The sequence below is a fragment of the Nocardia sp. NPDC052566 genome, assembly GCF_044547285.1.
Lineage (GTDB): Bacteria > Actinomycetota > Actinomycetes > Mycobacteriales > Mycobacteriaceae > Nocardia.
On sequence record NZ_JBIUAF010000003.1, the window covers coordinates 92,033 to 113,512 of the forward strand.

The 21,480-nt window shown below is 68.4% G+C and carries 16 protein-coding genes; 9 read left to right on the forward strand and 7 right to left on the reverse strand.

Going from position 1 to position 21,480, the window contains the following annotated elements; all coding sequences use genetic code 11:
- Nucleotides 1-214: 214 nt before the first annotated feature.
- The 4 genes from ACIG5A_RS14575 to ACIG5A_RS14590 all read left to right on the forward strand — a co-directional run bounded on the left by ACIG5A_RS14575 (nt 215) and on the right by ACIG5A_RS14590 (nt 8,673).
- Nucleotides 215-3,670, forward strand: coding sequence for a DNA polymerase III subunit gamma and tau (locus tag ACIG5A_RS14575; RefSeq protein ID WP_397240713.1), 3,456 nt, complete (start codon nt 215-217; stop codon nt 3,668-3,670).
- Between the two features lie 379 nt (nt 3,671-4,049).
- Nucleotides 4,050-5,261 carry an acetyl-CoA C-acetyltransferase gene (locus ACIG5A_RS14580; RefSeq protein ID WP_397240714.1) on the forward strand — a complete coding sequence of 404 codons (1,212 nt, stop codon included), beginning with the start codon at nt 4,050-4,052 and terminating at the stop codon, nt 5,259-5,261.
- A 61-nt stretch (nt 5,262-5,322) separates the two neighbouring features.
- Nucleotides 5,323-7,458, forward strand: a complete 2,136-nt coding sequence (locus ACIG5A_RS14585) for a 3-hydroxyacyl-CoA dehydrogenase NAD-binding domain-containing protein (RefSeq protein WP_397241750.1) — start codon at nt 5,323-5,325, stop codon at nt 7,456-7,458.
- A 138-nt stretch (nt 7,459-7,596) separates the two neighbouring features.
- A complete protein-coding gene (locus ACIG5A_RS14590; RefSeq protein ID WP_397240715.1) occupies nt 7,597-8,673 on the forward strand; it encodes an esterase-like activity of phytase family protein in 1,077 nt (358 codons plus the stop codon).
- Between the two features lie 16 nt (nt 8,674-8,689).
- Here ACIG5A_RS14590 and ACIG5A_RS14595 read toward each other — a convergent pair whose 3' ends face one another.
- Nucleotides 8,690-9,130 (reverse strand): nuclear transport factor 2 family protein, encoded by a 441-nt coding sequence (locus ACIG5A_RS14595; protein ID WP_397240716.1) that lies wholly within the window; start codon nt 9,128-9,130, stop codon nt 8,690-8,692.
- A 118-nt stretch (nt 9,131-9,248) separates the two neighbouring features.
- On the opposite strand from ACIG5A_RS14595, the gene ACIG5A_RS14600 reads away from it, so the two are divergent.
- Nucleotides 9,249-10,151, forward strand: coding sequence for a LysR substrate-binding domain-containing protein (locus ACIG5A_RS14600; protein ID WP_397240717.1), 903 nt, complete (start codon nt 9,249-9,251; stop codon nt 10,149-10,151).
- Between the two features lie 9 nt (nt 10,152-10,160).
- Here ACIG5A_RS14600 and ACIG5A_RS14605 read toward each other — a convergent pair whose 3' ends face one another.
- Nucleotides 10,161-10,646, reverse strand: coding sequence for a MarR family winged helix-turn-helix transcriptional regulator (locus ACIG5A_RS14605; protein ID WP_397240718.1), 486 nt, complete (start codon nt 10,644-10,646; stop codon nt 10,161-10,163).
- A 93-nt stretch (nt 10,647-10,739) separates the two neighbouring features.
- On the opposite strand from ACIG5A_RS14605, the gene ACIG5A_RS14610 reads away from it, so the two are divergent.
- The 3 genes from ACIG5A_RS14610 (at nt 10,740) to ACIG5A_RS14620 (ending at nt 15,793) form a co-directional block, all read left to right on the forward strand.
- Nucleotides 10,740-11,192: an SgcJ/EcaC family oxidoreductase gene (locus ACIG5A_RS14610; RefSeq protein ID WP_397240719.1), complete on the forward strand. Its 453-nt coding sequence runs from the start codon at nt 10,740-10,742 to the stop codon at nt 11,190-11,192.
- A gap of 45 nt (nt 11,193-11,237) precedes the next feature.
- Complete coding sequence (locus tag ACIG5A_RS14615; protein ID WP_397240720.1) at nt 11,238-11,876, forward strand: SgcJ/EcaC family oxidoreductase; 639 nt, start codon at nt 11,238-11,240, stop codon at nt 11,874-11,876.
- Nucleotides 11,877-12,046: 170 nt separating this feature from the next.
- The gene (locus ACIG5A_RS14620; RefSeq protein WP_397240721.1) at nt 12,047-15,793 is read left to right on the forward strand and encodes a protein kinase; all 3,747 of its coding nucleotides are present in this window, start codon (nt 12,047-12,049) and stop codon (nt 15,791-15,793) included.
- A gap of 116 nt (nt 15,794-15,909) precedes the next feature.
- Here the strand turns inward: ACIG5A_RS14620 and ACIG5A_RS14625 are convergent, their stop codons facing one another.
- On the reverse strand, nt 15,910-17,226 hold the full coding sequence (locus ACIG5A_RS14625) for a class I SAM-dependent methyltransferase (RefSeq protein WP_397240722.1): 1,317 nt from the start codon (nt 17,224-17,226) through the stop codon (nt 15,910-15,912).
- Nucleotides 17,223-18,674: an FAD-binding oxidoreductase gene (locus ACIG5A_RS14630; RefSeq protein WP_397241752.1), complete on the reverse strand. Its 1,452-nt coding sequence runs from the start codon at nt 18,672-18,674 to the stop codon at nt 17,223-17,225. The genes ACIG5A_RS14625 and ACIG5A_RS14630 overlap by 4 nt, the downstream gene beginning before the upstream one ends.
- A gap of 204 nt (nt 18,675-18,878) precedes the next feature.
- Between ACIG5A_RS14630 and ACIG5A_RS14635 the strand changes: the two genes are divergently transcribed.
- Nucleotides 18,879-19,313, forward strand: coding sequence for an SRPBCC family protein (locus tag ACIG5A_RS14635; protein WP_397241754.1), 435 nt, complete (start codon nt 18,879-18,881; stop codon nt 19,311-19,313).
- A gap of 52 nt (nt 19,314-19,365) precedes the next feature.
- On the opposite strand, the gene ACIG5A_RS14640 is transcribed toward ACIG5A_RS14635, so the two are convergent.
- The 3 genes from ACIG5A_RS14640 to ACIG5A_RS14650 all read right to left on the reverse strand — a co-directional run bounded on the left by ACIG5A_RS14640 (nt 19,366) and on the right by ACIG5A_RS14650 (nt 21,428).
- Nucleotides 19,366-19,716, reverse strand: a complete 351-nt coding sequence (locus ACIG5A_RS14640) for a VOC family protein (RefSeq protein WP_397240723.1) — start codon at nt 19,714-19,716, stop codon at nt 19,366-19,368.
- Nucleotides 19,717-19,798: 82 nt separating this feature from the next.
- Entirely contained in the window at nt 19,799-20,620 is an 822-nt protein-coding gene (locus ACIG5A_RS14645) for a MerR family transcriptional regulator (protein WP_397240724.1), read from the reverse strand.
- A gap of 49 nt (nt 20,621-20,669) precedes the next feature.
- Nucleotides 20,670-21,428, reverse strand: coding sequence for a hypothetical protein (locus ACIG5A_RS14650; protein WP_397240725.1), 759 nt, complete (start codon nt 21,426-21,428; stop codon nt 20,670-20,672).
- Nucleotides 21,429-21,480 lie beyond the last annotated feature (52 nt).

A 21,480-nucleotide genomic window follows, 5' to 3' on the forward strand; every position in this document is an offset into this window, starting at 1 on the left:
GACCATTGACGCGGTGGTGAATTTCCCGGTTCGACCGGTTTGTCGATAGTGATAGCTCGATCATTGCCGTCATTCTCATCGTCCATTCATCAGGAATTAAGGTCTCGGCTGCGCTGTGATTTGCATCACATAGGGGTGGAGTGCTCGTCGTGTGTCCCGCCCGGCTCGCCCGTCGCGAATGTTCTTTGTCGGTGCTCGCCGGTAACCTCTGGCCGTGGCTCTGTACCGGAAGTACCGACCGGCAACGTTCGCTGAGGTAGTGGGTCAGGAGCACGTCACCGACCCGCTGAGTACCGCACTCGACACGGGGCGCATCAGTCATGCGTATCTGTTCTCCGGTCCGCGCGGGTGCGGCAAGACCTCCTCGGCGCGCATCCTCGCGCGCTCACTGAACTGCGTGCAGGGCCCCACGTCGAAACCGTGCGGCGTCTGCCCGTCGTGCGTCGCACTCGGGCCGGGCGGTCCCGGCAACCTGGACGTGATCGAACTCGACGCCGCGAGCCACGGCGGCGTCGACGACACTCGCGAACTGCGCGATCGCGCCTTCTACGCGCCCGCCGAATCCCGCTACCGGGTGTTCATCGTCGACGAGGCGCACATGGTCACCACCGCGGGCTTCAACGCGCTGCTCAAGATCGTCGAGGAGCCGCCCGCCCACCTGATCTTCATCTTCGCCACCACCGAGCCGGACAAGGTGCTGCCGACCATCCGCTCGCGCACCCATCACTACCCGTTCCGGCTGCTGCCGCCCGCCACCATGCGCGGGCTGCTCGGCAAGATCTGCGAGCAGGAGCAGGTGCCGGTCGAGGAGGCCGTCTACCCGTTGGTGATTCGTGCGGGCGGCGGTTCGCCGCGCGACAGCCTGAGCGTGCTCGACCAGCTGCTCGCCGGTGCCGGCCCCGAGGGCGTCACCTATCCGCGGGCGGTCTCGCTGCTCGGCGTCACCGATGTCGCGCTGATCGACGACGCCATCGACGCGCTGGCCATCGACGACGGCGCCGCCCTGTTCGGCACCGTCGACCGGGTGATGGAGGCGGGTCACGATCCCCGCCGCTTCGCCGTCGACCTGCTCGAACGCCTCCGCGACCTGATCCTGATGCGCGCGGTCCCCGACGCCGTCGAGCGCGGCCTGGTCTCCGGCCCCGGCGACGTCCTCGACCGCATGCGCGACCAGGCCGACCGCATCGGCGCCGCCACCCTGGCTCGCTACGCCGAACTCCTGCACGACGGCCTGGGCGAAATGCGCGGCGCCACCGCCCCACGCCTCCTGCTCGAGGTCGTCTGTGCCCGCATGCTTCTCCCTTCGGTCTCCGACGCGGAATCCGCCACCCTCCAACGCCTGGAACGCCTCGAACGCGGCATCGCCACCGGCGTCGTCGCCGCGGCCTCGGCCGCATCGGCCCAGGCCCCTGCCGAATCCGCCCAGGCCCGCCCGGCCGCCGCCGATCCCTCCCGCCGCCGCGGCGCGGAAGCCCTTGCGGCCCTTCGTGAAAGCCGCGCAGGCCGCGACTCGGGCGCCGGCGGGCAAACCCAGGCGGGTGTGCCCGGACAGACCCGCAGTCCCGGACAAGACGCCGCCCATCCGGGTGCTCCCGCAACCTCGGCGCCGACCGCCGCCGGTCAGAGCGCGGCCGCGTCAGCCATATCGACGACCGGTGCTGAGAGCTCAACAGGCCCCGCTGGGCAGATCGATTCGTCGGCCGGTGCACAGGGCTCGGTGAGTGCCGCAGCTCAGCACCCAGGGGGTGCCGGTCAGGGCAGTCCAGTTGCCGCGGCTGCTGCACAGGGCGCTACCGAGGCGGCAGGTGTCCACGGTTCGGTAAGCGCCGCATCGAGTGCCCCCGCCCAGAGTCCGGCAGGCTCCGTCCAGCAGAGTGCCGCCGCGCCCGTGACGACGGCTGCCACTACCCAAGGTCCGGCCGGAATTGGCGAACCTATTGGGGTGACCGCCGTTCCGAATGAGGCCGGGGCTGCTGAGACAACCGGTGGCCAGGGTTCGGCCGGTACTGCCGAGCAAGGCGCGGCCTGGGCGACGAGTGCTGCTCAGAGTGAGGGTGGTGCTGCCTACTCCGGGCACTCGGCCGGTGTCGAGGGTTTGGCCGGAGCGACGGCGGGCGTGGCGAGCTCGGCAGGTGCTGCTGAGCGAAGTGCTACGCCGACGACTGGTGGCACAGGCTCTGCCGCGCCGATGGCCGGTGCCCAGGGCGGGACCGGGGCTGCCGGGACGGCGGCTGGTGGCCAGGGTTCGGCCGGTATCGCTGAGCAGAGCGCGGCTTGGGCGACGAGTGCCGCGCAGAGTTCGACGAGCACTGTTACCCAGCATCCGACCGGTGCGACTGCCTCGGCCGCATTGATCGGCGACGACAAGGGGGCTACGGCCGATGTCGCTAGTGCGGCGGGTCCTGCCGAACAGGGTGCGGCGACCGCCGCCGAGGTTGGTTCGACAGATTATTCCGCTGGTCAGGTAGAACAAGCCGGACAGTCGCGTGAGACCTCCGGCTCGGCGATGGCAGCTACGTCTGCCACGGTTGGCCCCGGATCGCCCACTGCCGCCGCGCAGTTCGCGCCCGATGCCGAGCAAGGTCTGGCAGGGCAGAGCGGGCAGCAGCGTGAGACTTCCGGCTCGGCCACAGCGACGTCTGCTGCCGCGACATCGGCTGCCTCGCAGTTCGTCACATCCGAAGGCGCGGCCGCGGGTGGCGGTCAGGAGGCCGCCGGTTCGGGTGCCGTGCGTGCGGCGGAAAGTGCTGGTGCGACCGGGTTGGGTGGTGTCGATGCCGCTCGCGGTGGTGTGCCCGCTTCCGGTGGCGCGGCGGATCCGGCTGGGGCGCATGCTGGTTCGGCTGCGGCGGAATTCGGTGCCGCGCAATCGGTTTCCGTGCCGTCGCGGGTGGCCGCGCCGGTGAACCAGGAATCGCAGTCGGCGGAGCCGACGGCGGGGGCGGGGGAGGATCTGCTCGCCGCGGTGGAGGCGGCGTGGCCCGACATCCGGACGAAGGTGCGGGAGTTCGGGGCGACGTTGCAGGCGTTGCTGTCGGGGGCTTCGGTGGCCCGGGTGGACGGGAACACGATCGTGTTCGCGCATCAGAGTCCGCCGCTGGTGCAGCGGTTGTCGAGTCCGCAGAACGTGGACGCGGTGCGGTCGGCGGTGCGTGCGGTGCTCGGTGGTGCGCACGAGGTGCGCTGGGAGGCGGGTGGCGCTCCGGCGCGGCCCGCGGCGGCGCCGCGACCGGCCGGTGCGGGCACCAGGGCGCGCGCGGCCGGACGCGAACCGGGTGCGAAGAACACCGACGGTGGTGGGCCGCCGCGCTTCTCACGGCCGAGCCAGGCCAAGGGGGCCGCGGCAGACAAGTCGGGTGGGACCAAGCCGCGCGGCGCCGAGCCGAGGTCGTTCGGTGGCGACGACGACATTCCGCCGCCCGACTTCCCTGATCTACCGGATGACCCAGGACCTGCGGATTTCGGCCCGGTAGACACCGGGGCGACCGACCAGAACTTCACGCCGGGCTACGGCCCGGACGGGGTGCCCGCGGCGTCGACGCCGGAGGAAGAGCAGGAGATGCTCGCCGAGGCGGAGAAGCCGGTGGCGGCGGCCGATCGGCGCGACCCGGACGAGATGGCGCTCGAATTGCTCAAGAGTGAGCTCGGGGCCACACGTCTGGACGGTTGACAACCGGAGCCCACACGACGTTAAGTTAACCGGAGTTCGCACGCACGGTACTATGAACGGGTGGCCGTGAGCTCCGGTATGGCGAGGTTCTATGGTATGCCCAGGCAACGGGCGTCCAGGAACACTCGTTTTGCTGGTGTTTGCCAACTTTTGTACAGCGTCAGGCGGTGTGAGCGTCAGGCCTGGAGGAGGAAGCGAAGCGTGACCACGAAAGGCCCGTGAGCACCGCGAATTGAACACAGACGGTCGGCGGCAGTGCCGGTCGGTGAGGTTGCAAAAAGCGTTCGGGTGGGTGGGAACCTGCCCGGTCGCGGCATAGAGCGCATGGGCGGACACCCCAGGTCCGGCCACCGCACCCTTGAGGAAGGAACACTCCGATATGACCACAGAGGCCTACATTTTCGAGGCCATCCGCACCCCGCGTGGCCGCAACAAGAAGGGGTCGCTGCACTCGGTCAAGCCGATCGACCTGACCACGGGTCTGGTGCAGGAGCTGCGCAACCGCTTCCCGAACCTCGATGAGGACCGTATCTCGGACCTGATCCTGGGTGTGGTCTCCCCGGTCGGCGACCAGGGCGCCGATATCGCGCGTACCACCGTGCTCACCGCGGGCCTGCCCGACACCGTCGGCGGCTTCCAGCTCAACCGCTTCTGCGCCTCCGGCCTCGAGGCCGTGAACCTGGCCGCCCAGAAGGTGCGCTCCGGCTTCGACGACCTGGTCATCGCCGGTGGCGTCGAGTCGATGTCGCGCGTGCCGATGGGTTCGGACGGCGGCGCGTGGGCCATGGACCCGGCCACCGCCTACGACACCTACTTCGTGCCGCAGGGCATCAGCGCCGACCTGATCGCCACCATCGAGGGCTTCTCCCGCGATGATGTCGACGCCTACGCCGTGCGCTCGCAGGAGCTGGCCGCCAAGGCCACCACCGGCGGCTACTTCGCCAAGTCGATCGTTCCGGTCAAGGACCAGAACGGCCTGATCGTGCTGGACAAGGACGAGCACATGCGTCCGGGCACCACCGCTCAGGACCTGGCCAAGCTGAACCCGTCCTTCGCCGGCCTCGGCGAGATGGGCGGCTTCGACGCCGTGGCGCTGCAGCGCTACCACTTCGTCGAGAAGATCAACCACGTGCACCACGGCGGCAACAGCTCGGGCATCGTCGACGGCGCCGCCCTGCTGCTGATCGGCACCGAGGAAGCGGGCAAGGCCTCGGGCCTGACCCCGCGCGCCCGCGTCGTCGCGACCGCGACCAGCGGCGCCGACGCCACCATCATGCTGACCGGTCCGACCCCGGCCGCCAAGAAGGCGCTGGCCAAGGCGGGCCTGTCCATCGAGGACATGGATCTGGTCGAGATCAACGAGGCATTCGCCTCCGTCGTGCTGAAGTTCCAGCGCGACCTGCAGGTGCCGGACGAGAAGCTGAACGTCAACGGCGGCGCCATTGCGATGGGCCACCCGCTCGGCGCCACCGGCGCGATGATCACCGGCACCATGGTCGACGAGCTCGAGCGCCGCAACGGCCGCTACGCGCTCATCACCCTGTGCATCGGTGGCGGCATGGGTGTTGCCACCATCATCGAGCGCGTCTAAATCCCAACCGGCAGCTGAATTACCAAGGAGACACAGAGCTGTGACCAGCACCGAAACCAACATGATCGGTTGGGAGCAGGATTCGGACGGCATCGTCGTGCTGACGATGGACGACCCGAACCAGGGCGCCAACACCATGAACGAGCTGTACAAGACGTCGATGACCGCCACGGTCGATCGGCTCGAGGCCGAGAAGGACAGCATCACCGGCGTGGTGCTGACCTCGGCGAAGAAGACCTTCTTCGCGGGCGGCGACCTGAAGAACATGATGAAGGTCGGCCCGAACGACGCGCAGGCACTGATGGACGAGCTCTTCGTCATCAAGTCCGCGCTGCGTCGCCTGGAGACCCTCGGCAAGCCGGTCGTCTCCGCGATCAACGGCGCCGCGCTCGGCGGTGGCCTGGAGATCACGCTGGCCACGCACTACCGCATCGCGGCCGATGTGCCCGGCGTGCAGCTCGGCCTCCCCGAGGTCAGCCTCGGCCTGCTGCCCGCCGGTGGCGGCGTCACCCGCACCGTGCGGATGCTCGGCATCCAGGGCGCGCTGATGTCGCTGCTGCTGCAGGGCAACAAGTACCGCCCGGGCAAGGCCAAGGAGATCGGCCTGATCAACGAGGTCGTCGGCTCGATCGAGGAGCTGGTGCCCGCCGCCAAGGCGTGGATCAAGGCCAACCCCGAGGGTGGCGTGCAGCCGTGGGACAAGAAGGGCTTCAAGATCCCCGGTGGCACCCCGTCCAGCCCGGCGTTCGCGGCGAACCTGCCCGCGTTCCCGGCCAACCTGCGTAAGCAGCTCAAGGGCACCAACATGCCCGCGCCGCGGGCGATCATGTCCGCCGCGGTCGAGGGCGCGCAGGTCGATATCGACAACGCGTCGCTGATCGAGTCGCGCTACTTCGTCGGCCTGCTCACCGGCCCGGTGGCGAAGAACATGATCCAGGCGTTCTTCTTCGATCTGCAGTCCATCAACAACGGTGGCTCGCGGCCGAAGGATGTCCCGAAGAAGGACATCAAGAAGATCGGCGTGCTCGGCGCGGGCATGATGGGCGCGGGCATCGCGTACGTCTCCGCCAAGGCGGGCTACCAGGTCGTGCTGAAGGATGTCAGCATCGAGGCGGCCGAGCGCGGCAAGAACTACTCCGAGAAGATCGAGGCCAAGGCGCTCTCGCGTGGCAAGACCACCGAGGAGAAGTCCAAGGCGCTACTCGACCGGATCACCCCGACCGCGGATGCGGCCGATCTGGCCGGTGTCGACTTCGTCATCGAGGCCGTCTTCGAGAACACCGAGCTCAAGCACAAGGTGTTCCAGGAGATCGAGGACATCGTCGACGCGGACGCGCTGCTCGGCTCGAACACCTCCACCCTGCCGATCACCGGTCTCGCGACCGGCGTGAAGCGCCAGGAGGACTTCATCGGCATCCACTTCTTCTCGCCGGTCGACAAGATGCCGCTGGTGGAGATCATCAAGGGTGAGAAGACCTCCGCCGAGGCGCTGGCCCGGGTGTTCGACTACACCCTCGCGATCAAGAAGACCCCGATCGTGGTGAACGACAGCCGCGGCTTCTTCACCTCGCGCGTCATCGGCACCTTCGTCAACGAGGCGATCGCCATGCTCACCGAGGGCATCGAGCCCGCGACCATCGAGCAGGCCGGCCTGCAGGCGGGCTACCCGGCCGCGCCGCTGCAGCTCTCGGATGAGCTGAACCTCAAGCTCATGCAGAAGATCGCCAAGGAGAGCCTGGAGGCCGCCGAGCACGGCGACGCCACCCTGGGCAAGAAGCGGCACCCGGCGCAGGACGTCATCGACTACCTGGTCGAGCAGGGTCGTCCGGGCCGTCTGGAGAAGGCGGGCTTCTACGAGTACGACGAGGCAGGCAAGCGCACCGGTATCTGGCCGGGCCTGCGCGAGCACTTCAAGACCGTCGCCGACTTCACGGTGCCGCTCCAGGATCTGATCGACCGCATGCTGTTCATCGAGGCGATCGAGACCCAGAAGTGCTTCGACGAGGGTGTGCTGGAGACCACCGCCGACGCCAACATCGGCTCGATCTTCGGCATCGGCTACCCGGCCTGGACCGGTGGTGTGCACCAGTTCATCGTCGGTTACCCGGGTGGGCAGGAGGCCTTCGTGGCCCGCGCCGACGAGCTGGCCGCCAAGTACGGCGACCGCTTCCAGGTCCCCGCTTCGCTGCGCAAGTAATGTCGCGCTGAAAGCCCGCCACCGCGCCACGCGGTGGCGGGCTTTCGTCATCAAAAGGTGTGCGGCTGTTCGGGATTGCGCGCGGAGTTCGGGCGGAGTTCACCCGGTGGCGGGCGATGGTGGCTAACGTGAGCGAGCGTGGGAAGACACGCGTTTCTGATTGCCGCGCTCGCTATCGCGCTCGCCGGGGTGCCTACTGCCACGGCGCAGGCTGAGGTGGGCGGGCCGGTTCGGCTGCTCGGTGAGCAGGTGGTGCCGTTCGGGCTGGATTTCCAGGGCACGACGGTGGGCGGGCTCTCCGGTATCGACTATCAGCCGCGCACCGGGGAGTACGTGCTGATCAGCGATGACCGCTCCGATGTGAACCCGGCGCGCTTCTACACCGCGCGAATTCCGGTGGACGGCAAGGGAATGGGTCCGGTGGCGTTCACCGGCACCCGTCCGCTGCGCACCGCCGACGGCTCGCTGTACGCGCCGAAATCGTTGGATCCGGAGGAGATTCGGGTCGATCCGTGGACCGGCGACTACTTCTGGACGCAGGAGGGTGAGCGCACCGATACCGTGCTCGCCGACCCCTCCGTGCGCATCGCCCGCCCCGACGGCGCCTTCGCGGGTGAGCTGCCGATCCCGGAAAATGAACGGATGCGGCCGAATTCGGGCCCGCGCCGCAATGCCGCGCTGGAGGCCGCCACCTTCGCCGCGGGCGGCACGCTGTTCGTCACCGCCGTCGAAGAGCCGCTGCTGCAGGACGGCCCGTCGCCGACCGACACCGAGGGCGCGCTGAGCCGGATCACCGTGCAGACCAGGTTCGGTACGCTGCTCGCGCAGTACGCGTATCCGATGTCGCCGGTACACGCACCGGGACCCGGTGGCTCCGGCGTCGCCTCGATTCTCGCGGCCGATCCGCTCGACCCGACGAAATTCCTTGTGCTGGAACGCTCTTTCGTCCAGGGCGTCGGCAACAGCATCCGGATCTACGAGGCCGATATCAGTGCCGCGACCAACATCCTCGATGCGCCCATCGGCACTGCCCGCCCGGCTACCAAGCGCCTGCTGGTCGACCTCGCCGATGTCGGCCTCGCCCACGTCGACAACATCGAGGGCATGACCTGGGGCCCGCGGCTGCCCTCGGGCGAGCGCACCCTGATCCTGGTGTCCGACAACAACTTCTCCGATCAGCAGGTCACCCAGCTGATCGCCCTCGCGCTGCGCTAGGGGTACCGGCGGCTGGTCACGCGGCGACCCAGCCGAGAGTCGGATCGCCGGTGTAGACGCGGGCCAGGTCGAGCGAGTCCTCGAAGATCCGGTAGGACGTGACGCGCCCGCCCGCGACGGTGAACCGCATGACGAACTCGTCGTCGAGCAGCTGCCCGGACGGGTGGAAGCGGTAGGTGAAGTGGCCGTTGACGAAGACGGTGCCGTCGGCGGCGCTGGTGTGCAGTATCTCGAAGGCCAGCGGTTCGGCCGCCTCGAACAGCGGGGTGAAGAAGCCCGCGCGCAGGGTTTCGCGCCCGTGCCGGATCCCTGCCCACGGGACGATGGCCGGATCGCCGGGGATGTTCCAGGTGGCGTCCTCGGCGATCAGCTCGATCAGCCGGTCGAGGTCGCGCGCGGCGAAGGCGGCGAAGAAGGCGTTCACGGTGTGGTCGGCGGTGGGTCCGGTGCTGGTCATGGCTTGTGCTCCTTGCTGATTCGGTTGCCGTTCGGCTGAGCACTACTCTGCCGCGCGCCGACCAGAGAACAGCCTTGGAAGTATCAATAGGTATCCTTGCCATGCCTGGGAGGTATGGATGGAGATTCGGCTGCTCACCTACGTCGTGGCGATCGCCGACGAGGGTTCGGTCAGCGCCGCCGCGCGCCGCCTGTCGCTGACCCAGCCCACGCTGAGCCGCCAGCTGCACGAGCTGGAAAAACGATTGGGTGCCGAGCTGTTCGAGCGCGAAGGGCGTGGCCTCGCGCCGACTCCGGCCGGCCTGGCCCTGGTGGAGCGGGCCCGCAGGGTGATCGCCGAGGCCGATGCCGCATGGGAGGACGTGCGCCTGGCCGCGCAGGGCCGATCCGGCACGCTCACCGTCACTTTCGCCGGATCCGGCATCAACGGCCCGCTCGGCGCGGCACTGGCCAGGTTGCGCCGCGAGGCGCCGCGGGTGCATCTGCGGCTGGTCGAGAGCTTCAACGACGAGGAGATGTCGCAGGGCGTGCTCGACGGCGCCTTCGATATCGCGATCCAGCGCTTCCCGCTGGCCGATCGCCGCCTCGCCGCGCGTGAGTGGCTGCGTGAGCCGCTGACTTTGTTTGTGCCGCAACGGCATCGGCTGGCCAGGGCGGTGGGTAACCCGCCTGCGCCGGTCCCCGCTTCGGCGCTCGGCGAGATCCCGCTGGTGCTCTGGCCCCGCGAGGTGTCGCCGCCGTCCTACGACGAGATCATCGCGGTGTGCCACCGCGCGGGCGTCGTCCCGAAGATCGCGGCGGAGGGGCGCAGCGTGCAGACCGTGCTCGCGCTGGTGGCCGCCGATTTCGGCGCGGGGGTGTTCGCCGATTCGATGCGGGTGCTGCGCCGCGTCGGCGTGGTGGCCCGCCCGATCGCGGGCACCGTCACCAGGCAGCACGTGGTCTGCCGCGCGGACGACGAAAGTCCCTTGGTGGCAAGGTTTCTCGAGGTCGCCGAGTCGGTGCGCCCGAAGGCTCGGTGAGTCCCTCGGCTACTGGGCCGACCGCAGGTCTTCGACGGCCTCCTGGAAGGCGTCGGCGGCGCGGGTGAAGTAGTCGAACAGCACCTGACGCTGTTCGGGGGTGTAACCGCCGACGATCTCGCCGATGCGGCGTTGCGCGGGCGCGAGTACTCGGTCCAGATCGGCCGGCGTGCTGACCAGCTCGACGCTCACCTTCCTGCGGTCGCTGGGATCGGGCACCCGGCGCACGTACCCCGCCTCCTCGAGCCGGTCGATCAGCCGGGTGGTCGGCCCGGTGGTCAGGCCGCTGCGCGCACCGAGCTCACCGGGCGTCATCGCGCCCGCCAGCGCCAGGATGTTCAGCGCGTAGAAGTCGGTGGCGTGCAGGTCGACGGCCCTCGCCCCGGCCTGTCCGTGCAATATCACCGCACTCAGATAGCGCCGGTAGACCGCGCTCGCGTCGTCCTGTGGCCTCTTTCCGCTGGCAGCGGCCTCTTCCTCGGCAGGTGTTGACACCGGATCCCTCCATCTTCTAATGTCTTCCTCAACGAAGAGACTTCTTCAAAGAAGAAAGCTCCTCTACGAAGAGAATCTACCACGGAGGACATCATGGGCAACGCAACCGACCGCCAGCAGATCCTGAACGTCATCGCCGAACTGGTCACCGCGTGGGGCAACGCGGACGCCGACGCCTACGGTGCCGTCTTCACCGAGGACGCCACCTACACCAGCTACGTCGGCACCTACTACGCCGGTCGCGCCGACATCACCGAATCGCACCGCGCACTGTTCGGCAGTGTCCTGAAGGGCACCAAGCTGGCCGACGCGCTGGTCGACATCCGGTTCTACGGCCCCGACACCGCAGTGCTCACCAGCCGCGGCGACACCTACAAGGGCACGCCGAAGAAGGCCGAGGAGCTGAGCAAGGCGCAGACCTACACCCTGGTCCGCCAGGACGGCCGCTGGCTCATCGCCGCCTTCCAGAACACCAAGCGCAAGAAGCTGATGGAGCTCATCACCTTCCGCACCGTCCCGGCCGCCCGCCCGCTCGCCCAGCGCTGACCCCGATCAACCCGCTTATCTCGATAGACCTGTGGAGAAACGATCATGAGCACCAACGCCACCGCCGCGACCAAGCCACGTTCGAAGCGCCGCACCGTATCCCGCGTCCTCGCCGCATCGGCGGTGACACTCGGCCTCGCCGCCGCGGGCGGCTACCTCTACCTGGACAACACCTCCGACGCACAGCGCCTCGGCACCACCTCGTGCGCCGCGGTCAAGCCGTCCGGCGCCGCCGCGTCGCAGCAGTCGCTGCGGGAGATCTGCGCGACGCTCGACGAGCTGACCGGTGCGTGGGCCCGCGCCGACGCCGTGGCATACGGCGCGGTGTTCACCGAGGACGCCACCTACACCTCCTACATCGGCACGCACTACGAGGGCCGCGCCGATATCGCCGAGGGACACCGCGCCGGATTCGCCAGCTTCCTCGAGGGCACGAAGCTCGCCGATTCCTACCTGAACGTCCGCTTCTACGGTCCGGATACGGCCGTGGTGACCAGCCGCGGCGACACCTACAAGGGCGAGCGCAAGAAGCAGGCGGACCTGTCCAAGGTGCAGACCTACACGGTGGTCAAGCAGGACGGCCGCTGGCTGATCGCGGCCTTCCAGAACACCAAGCGCCAGAACGTGATGGAGAAGTTCTCCTTCCTGTGGGCGCCGGACACCACCCCGGCCGCCGAGCGCTGACCTGGCCGAAACCGCGCAGTTACGAAACGTCCACCCAACCGTCCCGCAGCGCGCTACGTTGGAGTATGTGCACACATATCGGACATCCAGAGGTTCACCCGGGGTGTCCGATATCGGTGTGTTCGTTGATCGCCGGTGACGCCGATTCGATCTGAGTTCGAGGTGGTCACATGACTCCAGAGACGCGTTCGGGTAGGGAGTACCCCGAGTCGGATCCCGCCGCATCGAACACCCAGCGCAATATGCCCATCGATATCACCGATGAACTGGAAGCCATGGGCCTGTCGGACGCGGTGGAGATCGGTCGTGGCGGGTTCGGGGTGGTCTATCGCTGCCTGCAACTGGCGCTGGAGCGGGTTGTCGCGGTGAAGGTGCTCTCCTCGGAGATCGACCAGGAGAGCCGCGAGCGCTTCCTGCGCGAGGAACAGGCCATGGGCCGGCTGTCCGGCCATCCGAATATCGTCGACATCCTGCAGGTCGACGTCACCGCGAGCGGTATGCCGCTGATCGTGATGCCGTACTGCAACCGCGGCTCGCTGGAGCGGCTCATCGCCGAACACGGCCCGCTCACCTGGGCGGATACGCTGCGGGCCGGGGTGAAGCTGGCAGGCGCGATCGAGAGCGCGCACCGCGCCCAGATCCTGCATCGGGACGTGAAACCGGCCAATGTGCTGCTCAGCGGGTACGGCGAACCGCAGCTGACGGATTTCGGCATCGCCAGGATTCCGGGCGGGTTCCGCACGTCGAGCAGCCTGATCACCGGGTCGCCCGCGTTCACCGCGCCCGAGGTGCTCAAGGGCGAGGAGCCGACGGTCCGCTCCGATATCTACGGACTCGGCGCGACGCTGTTCGCCTTACTCACCGGGCACGCCGCGTTCGAGCGGCAATCGGGGGAGAAGATCGTCGCGCAGTTCCTGCGGATCACCACCCAGCCGGTGCCCGACCTGCGCGAGCTCGACATTCCGGCCGATGTGGCCGCCGCGATCGAGCAGGCGATGGCCCAGGACCCCGAGCAGCGCCCGGCCAGCGCGTTCGAATTCGGTGAGCTGCTGCGCGGGGTGCAGGGCGATCACGGCCAAATGCCGGACGAGATGGCGCTGCCGGAGATACCCGCCGAACCCGAGGACCTGACGGCCGGGCCGGAGAAGGACCCGTCGACCCGGTCGCGGCCCGCGATCACGGCCCGGCGCAGTTGGCCGCTGGCGCTGCGGCCGGTGGTGTCCCAGCACGCCGCGCCGAGTGCCACCGGACCGAACGCCGCAGGGGTCGGCGCGACCAGGCTGCCGCCGATCGCCACCAAGCTGCCGCCGACCGCGTCCACCGCCTACCGGCCGCCCGATCCGGTGCGCAATGCCGATGCGCGCCAGGCCTTTCCGGCGCGGCGCAGTTGGCCGCTCGCGCTGCGCCCCGCGGTCTCCCGGCATACGGGCAACACCGGGCCTGCGGCCACCCTGCCGCCGACCGCGGCGACCAAGTTCCGCCCGCAGACCCCGGCCCGCGATCCGGTGCCGAGACCGCGGCTGCTGGAGATCCTGCGCGCGGGGGGCAGGCGCAGGCTGGCGGTGATCCACGCGCCCGCCGGTTTCGGCAAGAGCACGGTGGCCGCGCAGTGGCGGGCCGAGCTGACCGCCCGCGGCGTCGCGGTCGCCTGGATCGGCGTCGCGCACGACGATGACAACGAGATCTGGTTCCTCGCCCACCTCATCCAGGCCATCCGCCGGGTGCGCCCCGATATCGGGGCCGGGCTCGACCAGGTGCTGGAGGAGCGGCCCGCGGACGCGGTCGCCTATGTCGTCGCCACGCTGATCGATGAGATCCACACGGCGGGCGCCACCATCGTTGTCGTCGTTGACGATTGGCACCGGGTCGCCGATCAGGGCGCGCACGCGGTGATGGATTCCCTGCTGGACAACGGATGTCACCATCTGCGTTTCGTGGTGACCAGCCGCGAACGGTCCGGCCTGCCGACCAGCCGGATGCGGGTGCACGACGAGCTGGTCGAAATCGGTTCGGCCGCACTGCGGCTCACCGTCGCGGAGACCAGGCAGATCCTGATCGAACAGCACGGCTTCGCGCTGACCGACGCGCAGGTCGAACAGCTACACGGCGCGACGGACGGCTGGCCCGCCGCCATTCAACTGGTCAGCCTGTCGCTGCGCGGCAAGGCCGATCCGGCGCAGCTGATCGCGAACCTGTCCGAGGGCACGCACGGTATTCGCGAGTATCTGGCCGAGAACGTGCTCGACACACTGGAACCGGAGATGCTCGACTTCCTGATGTCGATCGCGGTGACCGAGCGGGTGTCGGCCTCGCTCGCCGCGGCGCTGTCGGAGGATCCGGCGGCCGAGCGGCTGCTGGAGCAGGCCGAGCAGCGCGAGCTGTTCGTGCGCCGCATCGAGCACGATCCGGAATGGTTCCGCATGCAGCCGCTGTTCGCCGAACATCTGCGGGCCAGGCTGGAGCGAGCACAGCCGGGCCGGCTGAAGGCGCTGCACCGCAAGGCATCCCGCTGGTACGCCGAACATCAGCTGCTGCGCAAGTCGGTGGATCACGCGCTGGCGGCGACCGATCTGAAGATGGCGCTCGATCTCATCGAGGGCGGCGGGATGGACCTCATCGACGGCTCCCGGTTGGCGACGCTGCTCGGCACCGTGTCGAAACTGCCGGTGCAGCAGGTGGCTTCGCGGTCCAAGCTGCTGATGGCGGTCGCGCGGGCCAATGTGAACCTGCAGCAGTCCGGCGCCGCGCGCAGCGCGCTCGGCCGGTTGTCGAATCTGCTGGCCCGCGGCTCGGCCTCGGATGCCGACGTGGTCCGCCAGCGCTGCGAGGCCGCGGTGCTCGCCGCATCGGACCAGATCGCAAGGGATCACACCGAGGGTGTGCTCGACCGGATCGCCGACTGTATGAAACATCCTGAGCTGCTGCCGGATTGGACGGTGTCGACGGCCGCGAACCTCACCAGCTTCGTGCGGCTGTGCGAGTTCGACTTCGACGGCGCGCGCGAAGTCCAGGACTGGGCCGCCGAATACCACGCGCGGACCAAGGGGCCGCTCGGCATGGTGTTCGGGCTGTGCGGGCAGGGCGCCGCCGCCTACGAGCAGCTCGATATCGCCACGGCGACACAGTGTTTTCAGCAGGCGTGGGAGACCGCGCGCACCGAATCCGGCCCGCGCTCGCACGCGGTGCGGGTGGCCGCCGCACTACTCGGTGAATTGAACTACCGCAGAGGCGATCTCGACGCCGCTGACCGGCTGCTCGACGACAGTCATCAGCTGGTCACCCGGGTCGGCCCGGTCGACTTCCTGATCTCGACCTTCGTCATCGGCGCCAGGGTGAAGGCGGTGCGCGGCGACCTGTACACCGCCGCCGCCCGGCTGGACGAGGGCGCCCGAATCGCGGCCGACAACAAGCTGACCCGGCTCGACGCGCATATCCGCGCGGAACGGCTGCGGCTCGGGCTGGCGATCGACAGCAACGGCGCGGGCGAGGCGCACACGCACACCTATCGCGGCCATCGGCTGACGGGTTCGGCCGCGCTCACCGCGGAAGCCGAGGAGATCGCCGCCATCCGCGCGCTGCTCGCCAAGCACCGGATCGACTCGGAGGACCGCGCGGTGCGCATGGCCCGCGCGCTGCACGGCCGGATGAGCGAACAGCGGCGTCCGCGAGCGCAATTGGATATGGCGCTGCTGCTTGCCGAATGCCTGGCGGCCTCCGGCTGGGTCGGCGAGGCGACCGGGCTGCTGTTGCCCGCCGCGATCACCTGCGCCGACCTCGGCTGGACCAGGCCGCTGCTCGACGCGGGGCCCGGCGTGGTCTCCATCCTGCAGGTGCTGCGCGACGAAATGCCGACGGCGTCAGCGCATACCGGCGACCTGACGCTGCCCGTCCTATTCCTGGACGAACTCCTGGACTAGGACGCTGCCCGTCCCGGCCTAAACGAACTCCTGGACCAGGATGGGCAGCGCCAGATCATTCCAGCCGCGCACCGACGCTCCGCGCACCGAGACGCCACGGACCAGCGTCGTCCTGCTCAGGCACTCCACCAGGGGCGCAGGGGAACCGTCCAGGTGCCGTCGGCGGGTAGCTTGACGCCGAGAACCTGGTGCAGCTGAACGACATTGCGCTGGAAGCCGAGTTCGCAGCCGGCCATGTACAGGCCCCAGACCTTCGCGGTGCCCTCACCGACCTCTTCGACGCAGGCATCCCAGTTGGCCACCAGGTTCTTGCACCATTCGCGCAGCGTGAGCGCGTAGTGCTCGCGCAGGTTCTCCTCGTGCAGCACCTCGAGCCCGGTGTTCTGGATCTCGGAGATGATCCGCCCCGACCCGATCAGCTCGCCGTCGGGGAAGACGTAGCGGTCGATGAAATCGCCCGCCTTGGTGGTGCGGGTGTTGTCCGGGCGGGTGATGCAGTGGTTCAGGAACAGGCCGCCCTCGCGCAGCTTGCTCTTCATGAACTCGAAGTAGAACGGGTAGTTGTGCACCCCGATGTGCTCGGTGAGCCCGATCGAGGAGATGGCGTCGAACTCGACCTCGGGGATATCGCGGTAGTCGGAGTGGCGCACCTCGGCCAGCTCGGACAGGCCCTCCTCGGCGATCTTCTGCTGCGCCCATTCCGCCTGTTCGGCGGACAGCGTCGCACCGATGACCTTGACGCCGCGCTTGGCCGCGTAGCGGACCATGCCGCCCCAGCCGCAGCCGATATCGAGTAACCGGTCGCCCGGCTTCAGGCGTAGCTTGTCGAAGACGAGGCGGTACTTGTTCTCCTGCGCCTGCTCCAGCGTCCACTTCTCGTCGCCGTAGACCGCACAGGTGTAGGTCATCGACGGGCCGAGTACGTACTCGTAGAAGGTGTTCGAGACGTCGTAGTGGTGATGAATGGCCTCGGCGTCGCGAGTCTTGGAGTGCCGCAGGCCTTCCAGCGCGATCCGGCGCCAGCGCGGCAGTGTCTCCTGCGGCGGCGGCGCGACCGGCTTGAGCCGCTCCCAGCCCAGCGAGCGGGCGATGGTGACCAGCGCCAGCGCCGAGGGGCGGTGGAACTTCAGGTCGCCCATCGCCTTCAGGATGTCGTACGGATCGCCGGGGTGGACGCCGGTGGCGACCATATCGCCGGAGATATAGGCGCGGGCCATGCCGAGATCGCCGGGGGCCGTTGCCAGGTAATTGATGCCGCGTGGCGTCCGGACGTCCAGCGTGTACGGGGAGTCCTCGGGACCGGTGGCACTGCCGTCGTAGGCGGTGAACCGGATAGGAACCTCGCCGTCGATCAGGGTCTCGAAGATCTCGGCAATGCTGAGCTTGGTCCCGAGATCGGCAAAGACGTCGGAACGGTCCTTGAACGTGGTCATTTGCGTTGCACCGCCTTCGAATACAAATCCAGCAGTCGCTGGTCTGGGTCGTAGCGTTTCTTCAGTTCGGTGTACGTCTCGCCGCCGTACAGTCGCGCGAATTCATCTTTGTCATAGAAGGCATCCGAGTACAGCGACTTATGCCCGTCGAATTCGGTCACCGTGCGTTCGATGGCACGATTGGCCGCTCCTTCGGGTTGTCCGGCGACGGTGGGCACGGCCGACCAGAACCCGATGTTGACGTAGGTACGGTTCGGCTCGAGCGGATACAGCGGCCACGCACGTCCGGATGTTCCCGATGTGACGGGGTTCGCACCGGTATCGCGCAACCGCAGCGGGCACAGCCAGATCGGCTCGATCGGGATCTCGCGCAGGAACCATTCGACGAAGTCGGCGGTGCGCTCCACCGGCACCTCGATGTCCTGCACGACGCGCTCGCGCGGCGGATTGCCCTGGCGCGCCTCGAGCTTGTCGCCGATGGTGTATCTGTGGTCGAGCGCGATCAGCTTCCAGTAGAAGCTGCTACGCCGGTACCGCTTCGGCCAGAAGCGGCGGATCTTGGGGTTCTGGGCGCCGAAGGCGCGCGAGCACCAGAACCAGTCGGTGTCCCAGCGCCAGAGGTAGTCGTGGATGGTCAGGCGGTCGCGTTTCGGTACCGCCGAATCGTGCTGGATGGACCGGTAGAAGATGTCCATGCCGGTGTAGTCGCTGACCGGGCCCGGCTCGTCGGTCTGCCTGCCGAGGGTCAGATAGCTCTCGTCGGCGGTGAACACCACGCCGTCGAGGTAATCGACCCGCTCGCCGTCGTAGGTCTTCTCGACGACGATCTTGGCGAGCGTGTCCTCCAGCTCGCGCAGATCGTGGAAGCGGACGTGCCGCAGCGCTACGAACGGCTGGACCGACTCCAGCTGGATCTTCAGCCGGACCGTGTAGCCGAGGGTGCCGTAGGAGTTGGGAAAGCCGCGGAACAGGTCGGCGTGCTCGTTGTCCGGTGTCGCGGTGAGGATCTCGCCCGCGCCGGTCAGCACGTCCATCTCCAGCACCGACTCGTGCGGCAGGCCGCTGCGGAACGAGGTGGACTCGATGCCGAGGCCGGTCACCGCGCCGCCGAGGGTGATGGTCTTGAGCTGCGGCACCACCAGCGGCGCGAGGCCGTAGGGCAGTGTCGCGGCGACCAGCTCCTCGTAGGTGGTCATGCCTGCCACGTCGGCGGTCTTCGCCACCGGGTCCACCGCGATGACCTTGGCGAGGCCGGAGACGTCCAGGCCCGGTGCGGTGTTCTTCGCTCTGACACGGAACAGGTTCGAGGTCTTCTTCGCCAGGCGCACGTTGGCGTGCGCGGGTATGGCGCGATAACTCGCGAGCAGGCGGTCGACGCCCGCCTGGTGCGCGGCAAACCCTGATTCGCGTGCGGCCGATGCTGGTCCGGCCTTCCCCAACAGACTCAATGCCACCCCTCGACGCTAGTACGCACCACTGCGCGGAGCTACCGTCAGGTAGCCCGCGAAGGAGAAATGTCACGCATATGTTGCATCGCGTTCGACCGTGGTGGGTACCACTCGACCAACCTGCCCACCTGGACGGCGCAATTACGCCGGGACAAGGCAGGATGGGACGCGGTCGTGATACCGCATTCGGACAAGGAGCTCATTGTGGGACAGGTCAGCGCCAGCAGTTCGATCGCCGTTGCGGCGGATCCGCAGAAGGCACTCGAGGCCATCGCGGACTACGAGACGGTCCGCCCCAAGATCCTTTCCGCGCACTACCGCGATTACAAGGTGATCGAGGGTGGCAAGGGCGCGGGCACGGTGGCGGAGTGGATCCTGCAGGCCACCGAGAAGCGCTCGCGCAATGTGCATGCCGTGGTGTCGGTGTCGGATTCGATGGTGACCGAACGTGATTCGAACTCGACGCTGGTGAACACCTGGACGGTGACGCCGGACGGCGCCGGTTCGCAGGTGACGCTGCGCACCTCGTGGAAGGGCGCCGGCGGCGTCGCGGGCATCTTCGAGGGGATCTTCGCGCCGTTGGGGCTGAAGAAGATTCAGGCCGAGGTCCTCGCGAACCTGCAGCGGGAACTCGCCTGAGATACGGCGAAGGGGCCGAGTCGACCGACCCGGCCCCCGCGGTACTTCCCGGCTATTCGGCGCCGATGTCGAAGAGGTTGCCTTCGGGGTCGGCGAGCGTGGACCACTTGGCGCCGTATTCGTCGAAATCGCCGATGTGCTTGGCGCCCAGTCCGATCGCGCGCTGCACCGCACCCTCGTAGTCCGGCGAGTGCAGGTCCATGTGGATGACGTTCTTGCCCGGGTTCTTGTCGGGCACCTGGATGAACATGAGCGCGGGCGCCATGCTCGCGCCCATGCCGACGGTGGCGAATTCGGCGCTCGCCTTCGGATCGACCGGCTTGTCGAGCAGTGCCGACCAGAACCCGGCCAGTTCGGCCGCGTCGGTGCAGTCGAAGGTGATGTGCGCCAACGACAGTGTCATGGATTTTCCTCTCGCAGTGTTTGATGGCGGCATTCGCGGGGCCCTTCGTGGTTACGCAGGCTGCCGCCTCCGGGCCTGACGCTCATGCCGCAAGCTGCCCGATGGGCCAGCAGACTTCGGTGATGTAGCCGGTGGGGTCGTCGGTCTCGCCCGGGCTCACCAGGTAGACCTCGCGAATGGGTTCGCGCAGTGAGGTGTCGTGTTCGGCGACATGGCTGCCGAGCGCGCCGTAGGTGCGGTCGAAATCATCGAACGAGCCCGTGTGCACGGCGACGGCGAATCGGCGGCCCGGCATCTCGACGATTTCCAGGTCATCGGGCGGCGTCAGCGTGGCGTCCGCCGGAATCGGTACGTAGAGCACCACTTCGCCCTCGTCGTTCTCGAAGAACGCCAGCGAATAGGTGGCACCGCCCGGCCCCGCCGGTTCGATACCTGCCGCTTCGAGGGTCTGATAGAGCAGGCCGTACGACGCGTCGAACCAGGGGCCCGAGCCGTCCCGGGAGATGGTGTCGCGCAGGGCCAGTGCCGGAAAGGCAGGCGTCGAGCGGTATTCCACCTCGAGCGGCGCGGACGGAGTGAGCAGTGAGCGCAGTGACGCGACCACGTCGCGGGTGCGGATCAGCTCCGCCTCCATCCGCGCCAGATGGGCGCGCAGCGCCTCGTCGCGCGCGGACTCGTCGGGCGCGGCAAGTACCGCTCTGATCTCCGGCAGCGGCATGTCCAGCTGGCGCAGCCTGCGGATCAGATGGGCCTGTTCCACCTGACCGGTCGAATAGCGGCGGTACCCCGAACCCGGATCGACCGCGGCGGGCTCGAGCAGTTCGATGTCGTGGTAGTACCTGAGCGTTTTCACGCTCAGGTAGGTCAGCCGGGCGAACTCCCCGATGGAGACGGTCGCTGTCATGTCGCTAAGCGAACACCCTCCAGTGGGGGGAGAGTCAACAAATTCGCCGTTATGGCGCCGGTAGCGGGGCGGTGATGGTGGCGAAGTACTGGATCGCGGCCAGGATCGCGACCGGCGCGGTGACCAGCAGCTGACCGGCGACGGCGCCGATCGCGCCCACCGCGGCGATACCGGCCAGGCAGCCGATCGCCGCCGCGGGCAGGAACGGGCCGAAGATGCCGACCAGGGTGGCCGCCGCGAGGCCGCCGCCGGTGATGCCGCCGAGTACGCAGCCGACGGCCGCGCCGCCCAGCCCGCCGACCACCGTGCCGAGGACCGCGCCGGTGGCGATGGTGCTGGTCATCCTGGCCCATGCGTCCCGCTCCCGCTGGTACGGCGACTTGAAGTCGGCCGAATCCTCGAAGGGCAGTGCGACGGGGGAGTAGACGGCGTGGTCCAGGTCGAATCGCGGGGTGAGTTTCGCGGTGCGGTCGTGCACCTCGGCGTCGATCGGGAAGACGAAATCGTCCACCCGGAACGACAATTCGGCGCCGGCGAGCACGGTGTGGTCGAGCGCCTCGATGGTGAGGACGCCATCGTGGCTGCGGATGGCGCCGCCGGTGATATCGATAACGGCGGCCCTGTCGACGGTGGTCGCGGTGAAACCGATCGGGTTGCCGTCGACCTGGCCGGGTGGGGAGGCGCCTGCGGTGGTCACGGCGGAATCGGCCGCGCCCGGCGCGGTCGCCGGGTCCGCGAGTGCGACCGGCACCGCGGTGAGCATGGCGGTGAGGGTGGTCAAGGTGAGCAAAGACTTCGGAAAGCGCATGGGTGGTCCTTCGAATGCTGCTGAGAATGCAGACGGTTCACGTCGCATCCGC

Coding starts and splice junctions, on each gene's coding strand:
- ACIG5A_RS14625 (WP_397240722.1), bottom strand. CDS start 17,226: ATGACCACGTTCAAGGACCGTTCCGACGTCTTTGCCGATCTCGGGACC.
- ACIG5A_RS14595 (WP_397240716.1), bottom strand. CDS start 9,130: ATGACCAGCACCGGACCCACCGCCGACCACACCGTGAACGCCTTCTTC.
- ACIG5A_RS14645 (WP_397240724.1), bottom strand. CDS start 20,620: ATGACAGCGACCGTCTCCATCGGGGAGTTCGCCCGGCTGACCTACCTG.
- ACIG5A_RS14610 (WP_397240719.1), top strand. CDS start 10,740: ATGGGCAACGCAACCGACCGCCAGCAGATCCTGAACGTCATCGCCGAA.
- ACIG5A_RS14615 (WP_397240720.1), top strand. CDS start 11,238: ATGAGCACCAACGCCACCGCCGCGACCAAGCCACGTTCGAAGCGCCGC.
- ACIG5A_RS14580 (WP_397240714.1), top strand. CDS start 4,050: ATGACCACAGAGGCCTACATTTTCGAGGCCATCCGCACCCCGCGTGGC.
- ACIG5A_RS14640 (WP_397240723.1), bottom strand. CDS start 19,716: ATGACACTGTCGTTGGCGCACATCACCTTCGACTGCACCGACGCGGCC.
- ACIG5A_RS14650 (WP_397240725.1), bottom strand. CDS start 21,428: ATGCGCTTTCCGAAGTCTTTGCTCACCTTGACCACCCTCACCGCCATG.
- ACIG5A_RS14585 (WP_397241750.1), top strand. CDS start 5,323: ATGATCGGTTGGGAGCAGGATTCGGACGGCATCGTCGTGCTGACGATG.
- ACIG5A_RS14620 (WP_397240721.1), top strand. CDS start 12,047: ATGACTCCAGAGACGCGTTCGGGTAGGGAGTACCCCGAGTCGGATCCC.
- ACIG5A_RS14600 (WP_397240717.1), top strand. CDS start 9,249: ATGGAGATTCGGCTGCTCACCTACGTCGTGGCGATCGCCGACGAGGGT.